Here is a 13,978-nt window from a genome sequence, read left to right as displayed (position 1 = left end):
GTCTGCGAATTATGAATGTTATAACTGACTGAGCATGCATTTTATAAGGTTTATCCTGCACAGGCAGGGTTTTAGAAAAATATCACGCAAATTCAGCAATTAAGGGAAGGAATTGTGCGTTGCAATCTGCTGAGGGCTGTGAATAAATAAAACGCTGAATTTCATAAAAATGCCATAACGGCCAGGCGACAGCCTGCATAACCGTATTACCACCATGACCGATCATAAAATTCTTTTAGCCAGGGATATCAGCGCCAGAAGTGAAAGCATGCAGGCGCACCTCATCGCCATCCGTCGCGATATTCACGCACATCCGGAACTCGGTTTCGACACCGTCCGCACCGCAGCCATCGTGGAAAAGGAATTGTTGCGCCTCGGGCTGACGCCGCAAACCGGCGTGGGCCGCACCGGCGTGATGGTGGACATTACCGGCGCGCAGCCGGGCAAAACCGTGCTGCTGCGCGCCGATATGGATGCGCTGCCGATTCATGAGCAAACCGGCCTGCCGTTTAGCAGCATCTGGCCGGGTAAAATGCACGCCTGCGGCCACGATATCCACACGGCTACGCTGCTCGGCGTTGCGGCGATCCTCGCGGACCTGCGCAGCCAGCTGCGCGGCACGGTGCGGCTGATTTTTCAGCCGGCGGAAGAGACGCCAGAGAGCGGCGCGCAAGCCATGATTGCTGCCGGCGCAGCGGACGGCATTGATGTGGCAATCACGCTGCACAATAAGCCAGAGCTGGCCGCAGGGGAAATCGCCCTGACGCGCGGTGCCAGCACCGCCTCCAGCGATGAATTCGACGTAGTGATTCACGGCAAATCCACCCACGCCGCCCGTCCGCACATGGGTACCGATCCGATCATTGCCGCCGCCAGCCTGGTAACGCAGTTGCAGACCATTGTGTCGCGCGAGCTCGATCCGGCGAACTCTGCTGTGCTGACGATTGGCCATATCCACGGCGGCACCACCCATAACATCATCTCCGACAGCTGCCTGATTCAGGGCACCATCCGCGCTAAATCACCGCAGGCGCGCGCTCACATGGAAGACGCTTTCCGCCGCATCTGTGCCGGTGTCGCGCTGTCGCTCAATACGCGGATTGAGGTCAATTATCAGCGAGGCGTACCGCCGCTGATGAATGATGATGCGCTGATTGATGCACTGGAGCCGATCCTCTCGCACCAGTTCGGCAAGCCGGTGGTGGCAAAACCCAGCAGCAGCTTTGGCGCGGAAGATTTCTCGCTGTTTACTGAGCGTGTGCCGGGCTGTCAAATCCATATCGGCTCTGGCGCGCCGGGGCGCGACGACCATCTGCACAACTCCGACTATCAGCCGGACGAACGCAGCATTCACGCTGGCACACAGGCTCTGGCCCGTATAGCGATCGACTTACTCTCCTGATAATAATGAGGTTTTATGATGATGCGTAAAGGGCTGTTCTCCGCCTCCGCGGGCATGTTGCTGCTGGCTGCTGCCGCTGTGGTTCAGGCCAAAGATTTTGGCACGTTAAAATTCGCCACCGAAGCGGCCTATCCGCCGTTTAACCAGTCCACGCCGAGCGGCAAAATTGTCGGCTACGAGCCCGATATGGTGGCCGAGCTGGCGAAACGCGCAGGATTCAAATATGAAATCGTGGCGCAGAAGTGGTCCGGACTGATCCCCGGCCTCGCCGACGGCAAATATGATGCAGTGGTCGATGCCGTCACCGTGACGCCAAAACGTGAAGAAGTGGTGGATTTTACCCATCAGTACACCGTGAGCGTTTCGGGCTTCGTCACGCTGAAGGGCAGCGCAGTGGATACCCTGCCGGGCAACGGTGAAGTGGTACAGGCGACCGATGAAGCCGGTATGAACAAAGCCATCGACGCGCTGAAGGCTAAGTTCAAAGGCAAAACCATTGCGGTGCAGGTCGCTACCATTCAGGCCGATTTTCTCAACAAATACCTCGGTGATGTCGCGACTATCCGTACCTATCAGGCCGGCCCGGAAACCTTCGCCGATCTGCTCAATGGCCGGGTTGATGCGGTCATGGCATCGCGCACCAATCTCAATGCTTATGTGAAAAAACACGCGGATACGGTAAACAGCACCGGTTACGGCTTTGTGGGTGGTGTACTGGGCCAGGGTTCGGCGATTGCCATTCGTAAAAACAATCCGGAGCTGAAAGCCGCGCTGGATCAGGCGCTGGTATCGATGATCAAAGACGGCACGCTGAAGCAACTGTCAGAGAAATGGTTCGGCGAGAACGTCGCGCCTGCGGAATAATGCTGAGCGCTTATGACTATTGACTGGCAACTGTTAGGTTTTGGTGACGAAGGCTGGGGCGGCGTGCTGCTGGACGCCGCCACCGTCACGGTAACGGTCTCGCTGTGTGCGTGGCTGCTGGGCGCGATGCTCGGCAGCCTGCTGTGCTGGATGCAGATTGGTGGCGGCCGCTGGCAGCAGCGTGTTGCCAGCGGTTACATCACGCTGTTTCGCGGCGTGCCGGAGCTGCTGGTGATCTACCTGTTCTACTTTGGTGGCCGACAGGTGGTCGGGTTTATCGGTGAAGCTATCGGCCTGCAGGGACCGTTTGACGTTAACGGCTTCGTTGCCGGCGCGATCGCCATCGGGCTGATTTCTGGTGCTTATCAGAGCAGCGTATTCCGCGGCGCATTTTACGCGATTCCTGCCGGCACGCTGGAAGCCGCTACGGTCACCGGTATGGGCCGTTTTATGCTGTTCCGCCGCATGATTGTGCCGCAGGCGCTGCGCACCGCGCTGCCGGGCATGGGTAATCAGTGGCAATCGGTGATTAAGGAGTCGGCGCTGGTATCGGTGACCGGGCTGGTGGAAACCATGAACCAGATTTCCACCGCGTCGAATTCCACCCAGATGCCGTTTTTCTTCTACAGCGTAGGCGCGGTGATTTACCTGATTATCACCACCTGTTCAGATTTCTTCTTCCGCTATGTGGAAAAAGTGGCCATGCGCGGGCAACAACGCGCGCGGTTGTAAGGAGCCACGATGGATTTCACCTTTTTACAGCACACGCTGGCGGCACTGCTGCGCGGACTGCCGCTGACGCTCAACCTGGCGGTATTGTCCCTGCTGGGCGGCGGGATACTGGCGCTGCTGCTGAATTTGCTGCGTCAGCATCGCCTCGGCAGCTACGTTACGCGTTTTTATGTCTGGCTGTTCCGCGGTACGCCGCTGCTGATACAAATCTTCATGATTTACTATGGCCTCGGCAGCCTGCCGGCGGTGCGCGAAAGCGTGCTGTGGCCGCTGCTGCGTGAGCCCTACTGGTGCGGGTTAATTGCGCTGATTCTCAACGACGCGGCTTACACCGCCGAGATCCTGCGCGGCGGACTGAATGCGGTTAGCGTGCAGTCACTGGAAGCGGCGAAAGTGTGCGGCATGTCGCGCTTCACTACGCTGCGGCGCATCACGCTGCCGCTGGCGGTGCGACAGGCGCTGCCGGCCTACAGCAATGAGATCATCTCGATGATCAAATCCACATCGCTGGTGAGCACCATCAGCCTGATGGAGATGACCGGCATCGCCGACTCCATCGTGTCAGAAACCTTCCGCGCGCTGGAGGTGTTTATCAGCGCGGCGATTATCTATCTGCTGCTGACCGTGCTGGTGAGCAAAGCGGTGGCGCTGCTGGAGCGCCGTTTGTCCCCTTATCACGCTGGAGCACGTTAATGAATAAACCCACTATTGCCCTGAGCCATCTCAGAAAAAGTTATAGCGGGCATGAAGTGCTGCATGACATCAGCCTGACGGCGCAGGATGGCGACGTCATTTCGCTGATCGGCGCCAGTGGTTCCGGTAAAAGTACGCTGCTGCGCTGCATCCCGTTTCTTGAAGTGCCACAGGCCGGTGAGATTGCCGTGGGCGATGAAGTGGTCACCCTCGATAACGCGGACGAAAAGCTGAGCCGTGAACAGCGCCGCCGCATTAAGCTGATGCGCATGCAACTCGGCTTTGTGTTTCAGGGCTTCAATCTGTGGCCGCACAAAACCGTGCTGCAGAACATCATTGAGGCGCCGATCCATGTGCAAAAGCGCAGTCATCAGGAGGCCGTTGCCGAGGCCGAAGCGCTGCTGCAAAAAGTCGGGTTATACGAAAAGCGCAACGCATGGCCGTCACAGCTTTCCGGTGGACAGCAGCAGCGCGTGGCGATTGCCCGGGCGCTGGCGCAGCAGCCGAAAGCGATACTGTTTGATGAACCCACTTCCGCGCTCGACCCGGAGCTGGTGGGCGAAGTGCTGCGCGTCATCCGCAGCCTGGCGGAAGAGGGGCGCACCATGATTATCGTCACCCATGAAATGGGGTTTGCGCGCGATGTATCCAACAAAGCGGTGTTTCTGCATCAGGGCAAAATCGAAGAGTCCGGATCGCCGCAGCAGGTGTTCAGTGAACCGATCTCGGCGCGCTGTCGCGCTTTTGTCAGCAGCCACCTGCAGCGCAACAGCTAACCAGATTTGTGCCAATGGTGTTCTAAGCCAAATTATGGAAAAATCGCCCTCCCTCAACGGAGGGCTTTTTTATCGGCGCAGGGAAGGTGCACGCTGTCGCGCACTTCACGTCCATCGATAACCAGCTACCGTCAGGTCTGGCTGCTGTTGCGTCACCGCGCGACAGAGAGGGCCGAAATTTTCCTCATTTTTCTACAGGCGGAGTACGTAATGGGCGCGAAGGTGTGGTTAGTGGATGATGATGTATCCGTGCGTGAGTCGCTGGGATTTCTGCTGCGAACCGTGGACTACGAGGTCGCCGACTTTGCCGACCTGGCATCGTTCGAAACAGCCGCCGCTGGTCAGCAAGCCGTATGCGGCTGTCTGCTGCTTGACGTGCGACAGCCAGAGAGTAGCGGCCTGAGCTGGCTGGCCCGGCAGGGTGCACGCCATCCGCTGCTGCCGGTGATCATCATGACCGGGCACGACACGCTGGAGGCCTGCCGGCGCTTGTTTGCTCAGGGCGCCTTTGCCTTTTTCACCCGGCCGCTGGAGATTGAACCGCTGCTGGAGACGGTCCGGCTGGCGATGCGTGAGAGTGAGCAGCGCGCCAGCCTCTAATGATACCGCGCCGTGTTGCCGCAGAGCGCGCGCCGGGAAGCCAGCGCGCACAGCAGCGGCACCGGCAGGGTAAACAGCAGTAACAGCCACAACAGCACATACACCGCATCCACGCCGTCGTTTTGCAGATTGTTGTACAGCTGCGCCGGCATTCCGTGGGGAAACCAGGCGAAAATCATCACAATGCCGAATTCGCCCATCGCCCGCACCCACGCCAGTGCCGTAGCCGACGCCAGGCCCGGTGCGGCCAGGGGCAGCGCCAGCCGCCAGAAGCGCGGCCATGGCGCGGCACCCAGCGTCCGGCCCGCTTCAAGGATCTCCGGCGGCACCGCGATAAACGCCGAGCGTGCGCTGGTGACAAAGTAGGGCAGCGCGCCATACCACTGCGCCAGAATAAAGGCGGCGGGATTGTTCACCAGCGTCCAGCCAAGCTTGCTCAGCAGCTGGCCAGGCAAACTGTACGGACCGTACGCGCTGACCAGCAGGATTCCCATCGCCAGCGGCGGCGTCAGCAGCGGAATCATCACCAGCGTTTCCACCAGCCAGCGTATTTTTCCCCGCGCCTGCGACAGCCACCAGGCCAGCGGTAAGCCGGTCAGAAAAATCAGCACCAGCGCGATCGCTCCCAGACTGAGCGAAGTGGTAATCGCCGCGCCGTCACCCCACGCCAGCCGCAGATGTTGCCAGTGTGTGACGCCCATCAGGGTGATAAACGGCACGGCCAGCAGCACCAGGGCGGGCAGCGACAGCCACAGCGCGCCAGCATGGCGGATTTTCATGGCGTATAAAGCCCATCGCCCTTCGGTGCGGCGTAGCCTTGCTGTTTAAACAGCGCCTGTCCTGACGGACTCAGCATGAAATCTACAAAGGCTTTGCCAGCGGCCGTACCGTGCGGCGCATTCCTGAGCACCGCCGCGTAGTAGACCAGTGGCTGGGTGTGCAGCACTTTATCTTTACCCTGGCTGTCTTTGACGCTAAAGCTGACCGTGTTGTACCACTTAGTCGCCATCGCCGGATTGCTGAGGTTGATTTCATCGGGCAGCGCGATGTAAGGCTGATGGGCAGAGATCACTTCGCTTTCATAGCCCGCAGCTGCATCCACCTGACCGCTCTCGAGCCGCGTCAGCAAGCCACCTTCCAGATGGGTTTGTGCGGGATTCTGGTAACCGCCGAGAATGTGGTCAGCGATGCCGGGCTGCCGGTAATACTTCTGCGCCAGTAGCAGGGTGAAAATGATGTTCTGGCCTTTAGGATCGTTTACCGGATCGGTCCGACCAAATTTCAGTCCCGGCGCTGCCAGCAGCTGAAGCCAGCGGCCATCATTGCCTTTGGCTGCGGCAAACTGCGGCGCAAACGGCCCCTTCGGGTTATAGGCGATCACCATGCTGGTGCTGGCTACCGGTACTGCGTTGTCGATCAGTCCGGCATCTTTCAGGATCTGCATCGGACCGGGAGTAATAGACACGAACACGTCAGCAGTGGTTTTTTTGCTCGCCAGCAGGCGCGCCATGCCGTAAGCCCCCTGGCCCTGACCTTCATACTTACCGTCATGCTGTTGTGCAAATGCCGGGCCCAGTGCCTGATCCATCACTTTTCCCATCGAGCCGGCATACGTCACGCGGATATCCATAGCGGCCTGCGCCGGTAAACTCAATCCGCCGGCGGCAGTCATTAACAGTAGGGTAAGCGTCTTCACGCGGAGATTCCTTATCGCTATATAAATGAGTAAATAGCGATTATCGGAATTCTCCGTTTTAGCGCAAGGTAAAATCTGTTGCGAAATCCTGCGGTCGCGCGCCAGTGCCGGGTTTTAGTGCCATTGCAACGCGCGCTGAGAGAAAAAATTCATTTACCGATCCGTGAGCTACCGCAAACACAGGCGGCCAGCCGTCTGCTGGTTAAATAAGCGGCTATAGTTATCCCAGTTGGATTATTTTGCATGCCGCTGGGCGTGCACCTTTTCCTCATTTGCCTGGAGCCCGTTACTACGTCACGAGGTTTAACGTGTTTGCCGATCTTTCCTGGAAAATTATTCATCAGGTCATCAACCAAACCATCGCTGAGATGGTGGATGAACAGCAAACGCTGGACGTGCTGAGCCTGCGCAGGCGCTTAAGGGAAATGGCGGAGAACGAAACTAACGAGGAGATGGTGCTGTGTTACTGGCAGGCCAGCAAAGTGCTGACGCGTTTGCCGCCCACCGTCACCGCCAGCCAGCTGATAGAAGAGGCGCGCCATGCGTTCCGCAGTCCGCCCAGTCACGATTCGCTTTAACGCGAAATGCTTTTCTTTCTCCGTTGCGCTTAACAGACTCTAATTGGCTGAAATTTAATCATAATCAGGCAATACGCTCTGCTAGACTTCCCGGGTTAACAACGCTGAAAACAGAGGACAGTAATGAAAATCAAAAGTTATGCCGCACACAACGCTGGTGATGCGCTGGTACCGTACGAGTACGAAACCGGTCCGCTGGCGGCGGAAGAAGTGCTGGTTGAGGTCGATTACTGCGGTGTGTGCCATTCTGATTTGTCGATGATTGATAACGAGTGGGGCATTTCCTCTTATCCGGTCATTGCCGGTCACGAAGTGATTGGTCGCATCAGCGCACTCGGCGATGCGGCGCAGGACAAAGGATTGAAGGTCGGGCAGCGCGTGGGTATCGGCTGGACCGCGAAAAGCTGCCAGCACTGTGATGCCTGCATCAATGGCGAGCAGGTCAACTGTGAGAACGGTTCAGTGCCAACCATCATGAACAAAGGCGGTTTCGCCAGCCATCTGCGCGCCGACTGGCAGTGGGTGATTCCGCTGCCGGAATCCATGGACATCACCTCTGCCGGTCCGCTGCTGTGCGGTGGGATTACCGTGTTTAAACCGCTGCTGATGCACCATGTAACGGCCACCAGCCGCGTCGGCGTTATCGGTATTGGCGGCCTCGGCCATATGGCGATCAAACTGCTGCGCGCCATGGGTGCTGAAGTTACGGCGTTCAGCTCGAATGCCAGCAAAACCGAATCCATCAAAGCCATGGGCGCCGATCGTGTGGTCAACAGCCGCGATCCGCAGGCGCTGAACGCGCTGGCCGGGCAATTTGATTTGGTTATCAGCACCGTAGCCGTCGATCTGGACTGGCAGCCGTACTTCCAGGCGCTGGCTCCGCACGGTAAGTTCCACACCGTGGGCGCGGTGATGAAGCCATTTGAAGTGCCGGCGTTCAGTCTGATTCTGGGCGATCGCGCGGTAACGGGTTCTTCTACCGGTTCACCGGGCCAGCTGCGTAAGCTGATGCGTCTGGCGTCACGCGCCGATGTGGCACCGCAGGTGGAAGAGTTCCCGATGTCAAAAATCAATGAAGCGCTGGATCACGTACGCGCCGGTAAAGCTAATTACCGCGTGGTGCTGAAGGCCGATTTCTGAGGCGGATAACACGCTGACATTTGTCAGACAAAACGGCGGATGGGGGATCATCCGCCGTTTTTTACGCCTTATCCCTGCGAATCATCCTTTTCGCCGAGGAAGAAATACCACAGCGGAATCGACATCAGCGCGGTGAACACCGTGGTGTAAAGCGCGATCATAAAGCCCTGCGTCAGATACATGGTCAGCGTCCAGTGGCTGAACGGGATGCCGTATTGATCGATCACGCCGCCGATAATCGCATTGCTCATCACCGTACCGACAATCAGCGCCAGAATAAACAGCCCACGCAGGTAGTAACGCATCTCCTTGCGTTTCACCGTGAAGCGCGCCCGCACGATACCGAGCGGCGACTGCTGCGCAGCGAGAATTTCCGCTTCGCTCATCGGCGCACGTTGTTGTCTGCGCCAGCGCAGTACGTCCACCAGCACGAAGGCCAGCAGGCTGACGCCCATCACCGGCAGGGCATAACCGAGCGCCAGCGCCAGCATCAGGCAGACCCCTTTGGCATAGTGCGGCAGCGCCAGCCAGCTTGCGCTCATGGTTTGCGCCGGGCTGGCCTGATCGAGAGCCGGGCGGCGCAGCCACCACATGCGATAACCCAGCACAATCATGCTGCACAAACCCAGGCCAAACAGCGCCAGCAACAGCTGATTAGGCCAGCCAAACAGCACGCCCATGTGCGCATCGACGCCCCAGCGCGTCAGTTTTGCCACCAGCGGGAAGCGATCAAACCAGACGTGATCGACAATCGCGAAGCTGTGCGGATTCACGGACACCGCATCCACCTGGGTGGGCCAGCTGCGATCAATCTCGCTGACAGTCCAGGCTTTGCCCTCGCTTTTCGGCTGGCGCAGCTCCACTTTAGCCGCGCGGATGCCATCCTGACGTGCCGCCGCCAGCACGCGATCCCAGTCAGCGTCGGCGGCATTTGCCGGCAGTGACTTCGCCGGCTGCGCCGCCGGTTTCGCCATCGACGACATCGGCATGCTGGTCATGTCCATGTCCGGCATACTGCGGTGATCGGCGTGAGGATCGGCCGGCGCGGCGGGCGCATCACCGCTGAGCGCCGTATTCACCTGTGGCGTCAGCCAGTTAAGCTCGGTGCGCATCTTATCGATATTGCCACCTGCCCATTGTGACCAGGTGAGGCCGGTAACGGAGAAGAACAGCAGCCCGAGCATCAGCGTCAGCCCCAGCGTGATGTGCCAGTGCCGGGTGAAGGCAAACCCCTTTCGCACGGTTTTCAGCCGGCGTTTTGGTCGCGTGCCCAGCCACAGCAGCACGCCGCCGAGCGCGGCCACCCACAGCCAGCTCGCCGCCAGTTCGCTGTAGTTGCGACCAAAGTCACCGAGTAACAGGCTGCTGTGCAGCAGATCGAGCGTGGTGCGCAGCGGCAACACGCCACTGGTGCCATACACCGTCATGTCGCCGGTTACTTTGAGGCTGTAGGGATCGATAAACACCGCGCGCGACTGCGACGGACCAAGTGTGGCATCGCTGAACTGTACGCGCGTGGTATCGCGCGCGGCGGGCGCAGGTCGAACCGCATAAATGTGCTGATTTTCGCCCGCATAGGCGCGTGCCGCGGCGATCTGCGCCGAGAGCGGTTGTGCATTGCCCTGCGGCTGCGCGGTGAGCGCATCAGCGTAGATCAGATTTTCCAGCTGCGGCGTCAGCACATAGAGCGTGCCGCTGAGCGCCGCCACGAAGATGAACGGCGCGACAAACAGGCCAATGTAAAAATGTAAGCGGCGTAGCAGATTAAGCACCGCGCCGCGCGGTGCTGCAGAGTGAACAGCAGACAAAGCCGTCTTCCTTCCTATAAGAGAATGTCAGGGCACAGCGCAGGCGTTGTACCGATTAATGAGATTCAGCAGGAAAGAAAAACCGGTGGCGCGCGCGGACGATGGGTACCGCTGAAGCGGCGCGGCCGGGGTGCCACCAGCGGCGGCAGCGGTGGGGCGCGCGAGATCACCAGCATCAGCCAGATGAACGGGATAAACACCCACATCATCATCGGAACATGCACCAGCAAATCACAATAGCCACAGGCAAATTCGCCGTCGTCCATGTTGTGATGCATCATGCCCGGCATCGCCATCTCCATCGGCATATCGTGATGGTGCATTGGCATGGCAGATGAAGGGCTGTGCGACGCCACGGGGTCAATGCGCGTTTGCCGCTCCAGCAGCGTTTTCGACACAATCGGCGCGACGAACAGCAGCAGCACCGCCACAATGGCGACGCAGGCGGTCAGGCGCTGGCGAAAGTGATAGGAAAACGTCATGGCAAATACTGAGTGCTTCAACAAATGAGGCCGAAGTGTAACGCGATTGCCGCACAAGGGTTAATAAAAGTGAGGCTGGGAGCGACAAAATTCGCACCTTTTGAAAAGGGTCACTTAACGTGGTGCGTTTGTTAACTTAATTGCAACCTGATGAGTACATTAGAGAAACACTATTTCTCATTGCTGAAGGATGAGCGGTGTCTGATGGCATAACCTGTCATTGCTCAGAATTTGTGGTCGCCATTAATGGCGACCCTACAAGGTATTGGCACTATTTGCACAGGGTGCGCATTGATCCGCACCGATATAAACAGGCCACTTGCAGCTTTATTACAAGGCGTCACGTCATTTATTGCGGCATGTAGGCAGTTGCACGATTTACACATGACGGCGCATTGATACGGACCGTTGTAATCAGGTCACTTTCAACTTAATTGCAAGGCATAACGGCATCGATCGCAATCAGCAAGGAATTACGCGATTTTCGTAGGGTGCGCATTTATGCGCACCGATATAAACGGGCGGCTCGTTGTTTAACTCTTTTCATTTACAGGGAAGCCTCTCAGTATGAGCCGGGCCTTGAAATATCGATCGCCCCAGCCGCTCCGTGAGTTTCTCCAGCATGGCGGTGCCGGCCAGCGAGTTACCGGAATGATCCAGCGCCGGCGACCAGACGGCAATACTCATCTCACCGGGAATCACTGCGACAATCCCGCCGCCGACGCCGGATTTAGCTGGCATGCCCACGCGCCAGGCAAACTCACCGGCGCCGTCGTACATGCCGCTGGTCATCATCAGTGCGTTCACCTGCCGCGCCTGGCGTGCAGAGATCACCGCCCACTCATCATCCAGCGTGCGGCCGTGATTAGCGAGATAGAGAAACGTGCGCGCCAGTTCGCTGCAGCTCATCGCCAGCGAGCAGTAGTGAAAGTAGGTTTCCATGACTTTACTGACGTCATTATGAAAGTTGCCAAACGACTTCATCAGCCAGGCAATGGCGGCGTTACGTGCCGAGTGCTCATATTCAGAGCGCGCGACCGCACGGTCATACTGAATGTCCGGCTGCTGTGTCAGACGACGCACAAACTCCAGCATGCGCTGGCGTGGCGCGGTGAGTCGGCTTTCCAGCAAATCGCACATTACCAGCGCGCCGGCGTTAATGAATGGATTGCGCGGCTTTCCCTGTTCCAGTTCAAGCTGCACCAGAGAATTGAATGCCTGGCCGGATGGCTCTTTGCCCACGCGCTGCCAGATCTCGGCGTCCTCGTACAGCGTCAGCGCGACGGTAAGCGACAGGACTTTGGAGATGGACTGGATCGAGAAGCGCGTGCCTGCATCGCCGGCCTGATAGCTGCGTCCATCGGCGGTGGCAATGGCGATGCCCAGTTGATCGGCATCCACGCCGGCCAGCGCCGGGATGTAATCTGCCACTTTGCCCTGACGGGTGAGGGGGCGTACGTCCGTGATAATCTCTTCAAGCAATGCATTACTGAGTTCCGACACCTTGTGGCTCCGGGGTGACTAATCCTGGCGCGATCATGGTGATTTGCCGTCGGCGCGTCAATCCACCGCGCAAAATTCTGTGAGCATGCTGCAGCAAGCCTGCACCGCATTGCGGATTTTCTGCGCGGTTTGTTGCGCCCGATCGCAACCCAGCCTTGCGCCGACGCCACATCGCGCGGCCTGAGGTAAAATTATGTTGCGAATGATTGAGTTACCGATCAGGCAATTTTGGTTATGCTAAGCCCAAACTCTTTCCGGCGCTGCCAATGCGCTTAACCGTTGTAATTGAGGATGACGATGTCTGCCTTACCTGATGCCACCGAGCCTGCCAACGCGATGCGCGCCGGGCGCTTTATGCTGCTGCAAAAACTGCTGCGACGCGATAAAACCCCGCTGGCATTGCTGCTGCTGGCCGCGCTGGTCGGTATCCTCACCGGGCTGGTGGGTGTGGCTTTCGATCGCGCGGTCAATTTTATTCTCCACCTGCGGATCGGCTGGCTGACAGAGCGTGCGGATAACCTGGCCATGGCGTTGCTGAGCGCGTTTTTTATCTCGGCGCTGCTGGGCGGCATCGGCTATTTTCTGGTGCGCCGCTTAGCGCCGGAGGCAGGAGGCTCGGGCATTCCGGAAATCGAGGGCGCGCTGGAAGAGCTGCGCCCGGTGCGCTGGTGGCGCGTGCTGCCGGTTAAATTTATCGGCGGCATGGGCGCGCTGGGTTCTGGCATGGTGCTGGGGCGCGAAGGACCCACGGTACAGATTGGCGGCAACATCGGCGGTATGTGCCTCGATCTGTTTCGCGTGCGCGATTCCGAATCGCGTCATACGCTGCTGGCGACCGGTGCCGCGGCGGGGCTTTCGGCGGCGTTCAACGCGCCGCTGGCCGGCATTTTGTTCATTATCGAAGAGATGCGCCCGCAGTTTCGCTATAGCCTGATATCGATAAAAGCGGTGTTTGTTGGCGTGATCATGTCGAGTATTGTCTTTCGCGTGCTCAACGGTAATGAAGCCATCATTAATATCGGTCAGCTGCGTGACGCGCCCACCGAGACGCTGTGGCTCTATCTGGTGCTGGGTGTGCTGTTTGGTGGCTGCGGCGTGGCGTTCAACCGGCTGATATTTCTCGCACAGGACCAGTTTCAGCGCCTGCATCTCGGACGTACCGGGCGCTGGGTGCTGTTCGGTAGTCTGCTGGCCGGACTGTGCGGCGTGCTGGGTTTACTGCTGCCGCAGGCGGTGAGCGGCGGAACGACGCTGATTCCGGAGTTCGCTACCGGACACTATGGCGCGCTGGCGCTGTTTGCTCTCTTCGCGCTGCGCACGCTGGTCACCATTTGCTGCTTCTCTTCAGGCGCGCCGGGCGGCATTTTTGCGCCCATGCTGACGCTGGGTACGCTGCTGGGCACCTGCTTTGGTCAGTTGAGCGCCGACTGGTTCCCGCATTATCAGCTGGAAGCCGCCACCTTTGCCGTCGCCGGGATGGGCGCGCTGTTCGCCGCCTCGGTGCGCGCGCCGCTTACCGGCATCGTGCTGGTGCTGGAAATGACCAATAATTATCAACTGATTCTGCCGATGATCATCACCTGCCTGGGCGCGACGCTGGCGGCGCAGTTCTTTGGTGGCAAACCGCTCTATTCTTCAATCCTGGCGCGCACTCTGGCCAAAGCACAGCTCACTAACCGCGCCAGCGCCCGAACGGAATAAGGA

General features: G+C 58.7%; 14 protein-coding genes. 9 read left to right on the top strand and 5 right to left on the bottom strand.

Going from position 1 to position 13,978, the window contains the following annotated elements; translation table 11 throughout:
- The first annotated feature begins 214 nt into the window (after positions 1-214).
- The 6 genes from H7K56_RS08605 to H7K56_RS08580 all read left to right on the top strand — a co-directional run bounded on the left by H7K56_RS08605 (position 215) and on the right by H7K56_RS08580 (position 5,067).
- Positions 215-1,402, top strand: coding sequence for a M20 metallopeptidase family protein (locus tag H7K56_RS08605; protein WP_150360104.1), 1,188 nt, complete (start codon positions 215-217; stop codon positions 1,400-1,402).
- 15 nt (positions 1,403-1,417) lie between these two features.
- Complete coding sequence (locus H7K56_RS08600; RefSeq protein ID WP_021508866.1) at positions 1,418-2,266, top strand: transporter substrate-binding domain-containing protein; 849 nt, start codon at positions 1,418-1,420, stop codon at positions 2,264-2,266.
- 12 nt (positions 2,267-2,278) lie between these two features.
- Complete coding sequence (locus H7K56_RS08595; protein WP_058758979.1) at positions 2,279-2,998, top strand: ABC transporter permease; 720 nt, start codon at positions 2,279-2,281, stop codon at positions 2,996-2,998.
- A gap of 9 nt (positions 2,999-3,007) precedes the next feature.
- Positions 3,008-3,691 (top strand): ABC transporter permease, encoded by a 684-nt coding sequence (locus H7K56_RS08590; protein WP_058758980.1) that lies wholly within the window; start codon positions 3,008-3,010, stop codon positions 3,689-3,691.
- Entirely contained in the window at positions 3,691-4,467 is a 777-nt protein-coding gene (locus H7K56_RS08585) for an ABC transporter ATP-binding protein (RefSeq protein ID WP_058758981.1), read from the top strand. Before H7K56_RS08590 ends, H7K56_RS08585 begins: the two co-directional genes overlap by 1 nt.
- Before the next feature lie 210 nt (positions 4,468-4,677).
- On the top strand, positions 4,678-5,067 hold the full coding sequence (locus H7K56_RS08580) for a response regulator transcription factor (RefSeq protein ID WP_021508870.1): 390 nt from the start codon (positions 4,678-4,680) through the stop codon (positions 5,065-5,067).
- On the opposite strand, the gene H7K56_RS08575 is transcribed toward H7K56_RS08580, so the two are convergent.
- Both H7K56_RS08575 and H7K56_RS08570 read right to left on the bottom strand, forming a co-directional pair.
- Positions 5,064-5,846, bottom strand: coding sequence for a molybdate ABC transporter permease subunit (locus H7K56_RS08575; protein ID WP_150360103.1), 783 nt, complete (start codon positions 5,844-5,846; stop codon positions 5,064-5,066). The two genes, H7K56_RS08580 and H7K56_RS08575, sit on opposite strands and share 4 nt — an antisense overlap.
- Positions 5,843-6,739 (bottom strand): extracellular solute-binding protein, encoded by an 897-nt coding sequence (locus H7K56_RS08570; RefSeq protein WP_150360334.1) that lies wholly within the window; start codon positions 6,737-6,739, stop codon positions 5,843-5,845. The genes H7K56_RS08575 and H7K56_RS08570 overlap by 4 nt, the downstream gene beginning before the upstream one ends.
- A gap of 332 nt (positions 6,740-7,071) precedes the next feature.
- Between H7K56_RS08570 and H7K56_RS08565 the strand changes: the two genes are divergently transcribed.
- Both H7K56_RS08565 and ahr read left to right on the top strand, forming a co-directional pair.
- Positions 7,072-7,341 carry a hypothetical protein gene (locus H7K56_RS08565; RefSeq protein ID WP_010616678.1) on the top strand — a complete coding sequence of 90 codons (270 nt, stop codon included), beginning with the start codon at positions 7,072-7,074 and terminating at the stop codon, positions 7,339-7,341.
- A gap of 123 nt (positions 7,342-7,464) precedes the next feature.
- Complete coding sequence (ahr, locus tag H7K56_RS08560) at positions 7,465-8,481, top strand: NADPH-dependent aldehyde reductase Ahr (protein WP_182688990.1); 1,017 nt, start codon at positions 7,465-7,467, stop codon at positions 8,479-8,481.
- Between the two features lie 68 nt (positions 8,482-8,549).
- Here the strand turns inward: ahr and H7K56_RS08555 are convergent, their stop codons facing one another.
- The 3 genes from H7K56_RS08555 to glsB all read right to left on the bottom strand — a co-directional run bounded on the left by H7K56_RS08555 (position 8,550) and on the right by glsB (position 12,274).
- Complete coding sequence (locus H7K56_RS08555) at positions 8,550-10,289, bottom strand: DUF2534 family protein (protein ID WP_150360102.1); 1,740 nt, start codon at positions 10,287-10,289, stop codon at positions 8,550-8,552.
- Between the two features lie 65 nt (positions 10,290-10,354).
- The gene (locus H7K56_RS08550) at positions 10,355-10,771 is read right to left on the bottom strand and encodes a DUF2946 domain-containing protein (protein ID WP_104093432.1); all 417 of its coding nucleotides are present in this window, start codon (positions 10,769-10,771) and stop codon (positions 10,355-10,357) included.
- Between the two features lie 543 nt (positions 10,772-11,314).
- A complete protein-coding gene (glsB, locus tag H7K56_RS08545; protein WP_150360101.1) occupies positions 11,315-12,274 on the bottom strand; it encodes a glutaminase B in 960 nt (319 codons plus the stop codon).
- A 297-nt stretch (positions 12,275-12,571) separates the two neighbouring features.
- Between glsB and clcA the strand changes: the two genes are divergently transcribed.
- Positions 12,572-13,975, top strand: a complete 1,404-nt coding sequence (gene clcA, locus H7K56_RS08540) for a H(+)/Cl(-) exchange transporter ClcA (protein WP_150360100.1) — start codon at positions 12,572-12,574, stop codon at positions 13,973-13,975.
- Positions 13,976-13,978: the final 3 nt, after the last annotated feature.

The organism is Pantoea dispersa, assembly GCF_014155765.1.
Lineage (GTDB): Bacteria > Pseudomonadota > Gammaproteobacteria > Enterobacterales > Enterobacteriaceae > Pantoea > Pantoea dispersa.
The sequence above is the reverse complement of the archived record's forward strand: the minus strand, read 5'-3'. Positions and strand labels throughout refer to the sequence as shown.

What these genes read in the sequence shown, in the direction of transcription:
- H7K56_RS08605 (WP_150360104.1), top strand. Translation starts at nt 215, where the DNA reads ATGACCGATCATAAAATTCTTTTAGCCAGGGATATCAGCGCCAGAAGT.
- H7K56_RS08600 (WP_021508866.1), top strand. Translation starts at nt 1,418, where the DNA reads ATGATGATGCGTAAAGGGCTGTTCTCCGCCTCCGCGGGCATGTTGCTG.
- H7K56_RS08595 (WP_058758979.1), top strand. Translation starts at nt 2,279, where the DNA reads ATGACTATTGACTGGCAACTGTTAGGTTTTGGTGACGAAGGCTGGGGC.
- H7K56_RS08590 (WP_058758980.1), top strand. Translation starts at nt 3,008, where the DNA reads ATGGATTTCACCTTTTTACAGCACACGCTGGCGGCACTGCTGCGCGGA.
- H7K56_RS08585 (WP_058758981.1), top strand. Translation starts at nt 3,691, where the DNA reads ATGAATAAACCCACTATTGCCCTGAGCCATCTCAGAAAAAGTTATAGC.
- H7K56_RS08580 (WP_021508870.1), top strand. Translation starts at nt 4,678, where the DNA reads ATGGGCGCGAAGGTGTGGTTAGTGGATGATGATGTATCCGTGCGTGAG.
- H7K56_RS08575 (WP_150360103.1), bottom strand. Translation starts at nt 5,846, where the DNA reads ATGAAAATCCGCCATGCTGGCGCGCTGTGGCTGTCGCTGCCCGCCCTG.
- H7K56_RS08570 (WP_150360334.1), bottom strand. Translation starts at nt 6,739, where the DNA reads ATGACTGCCGCCGGCGGATTGAGTTTACCGGCGCAGGCCGCTATGGAT.
- ahr (WP_182688990.1), top strand. Translation starts at nt 7,465, where the DNA reads ATGAAAATCAAAAGTTATGCCGCACACAACGCTGGTGATGCGCTGGTA.
- H7K56_RS08550 (WP_104093432.1), bottom strand. Translation starts at nt 10,771, where the DNA reads ATGACGTTTTCCTATCACTTTCGCCAGCGCCTGACCGCCTGCGTCGCC.
- clcA (WP_150360100.1), top strand. Translation starts at nt 12,572, where the DNA reads ATGTCTGCCTTACCTGATGCCACCGAGCCTGCCAACGCGATGCGCGCC.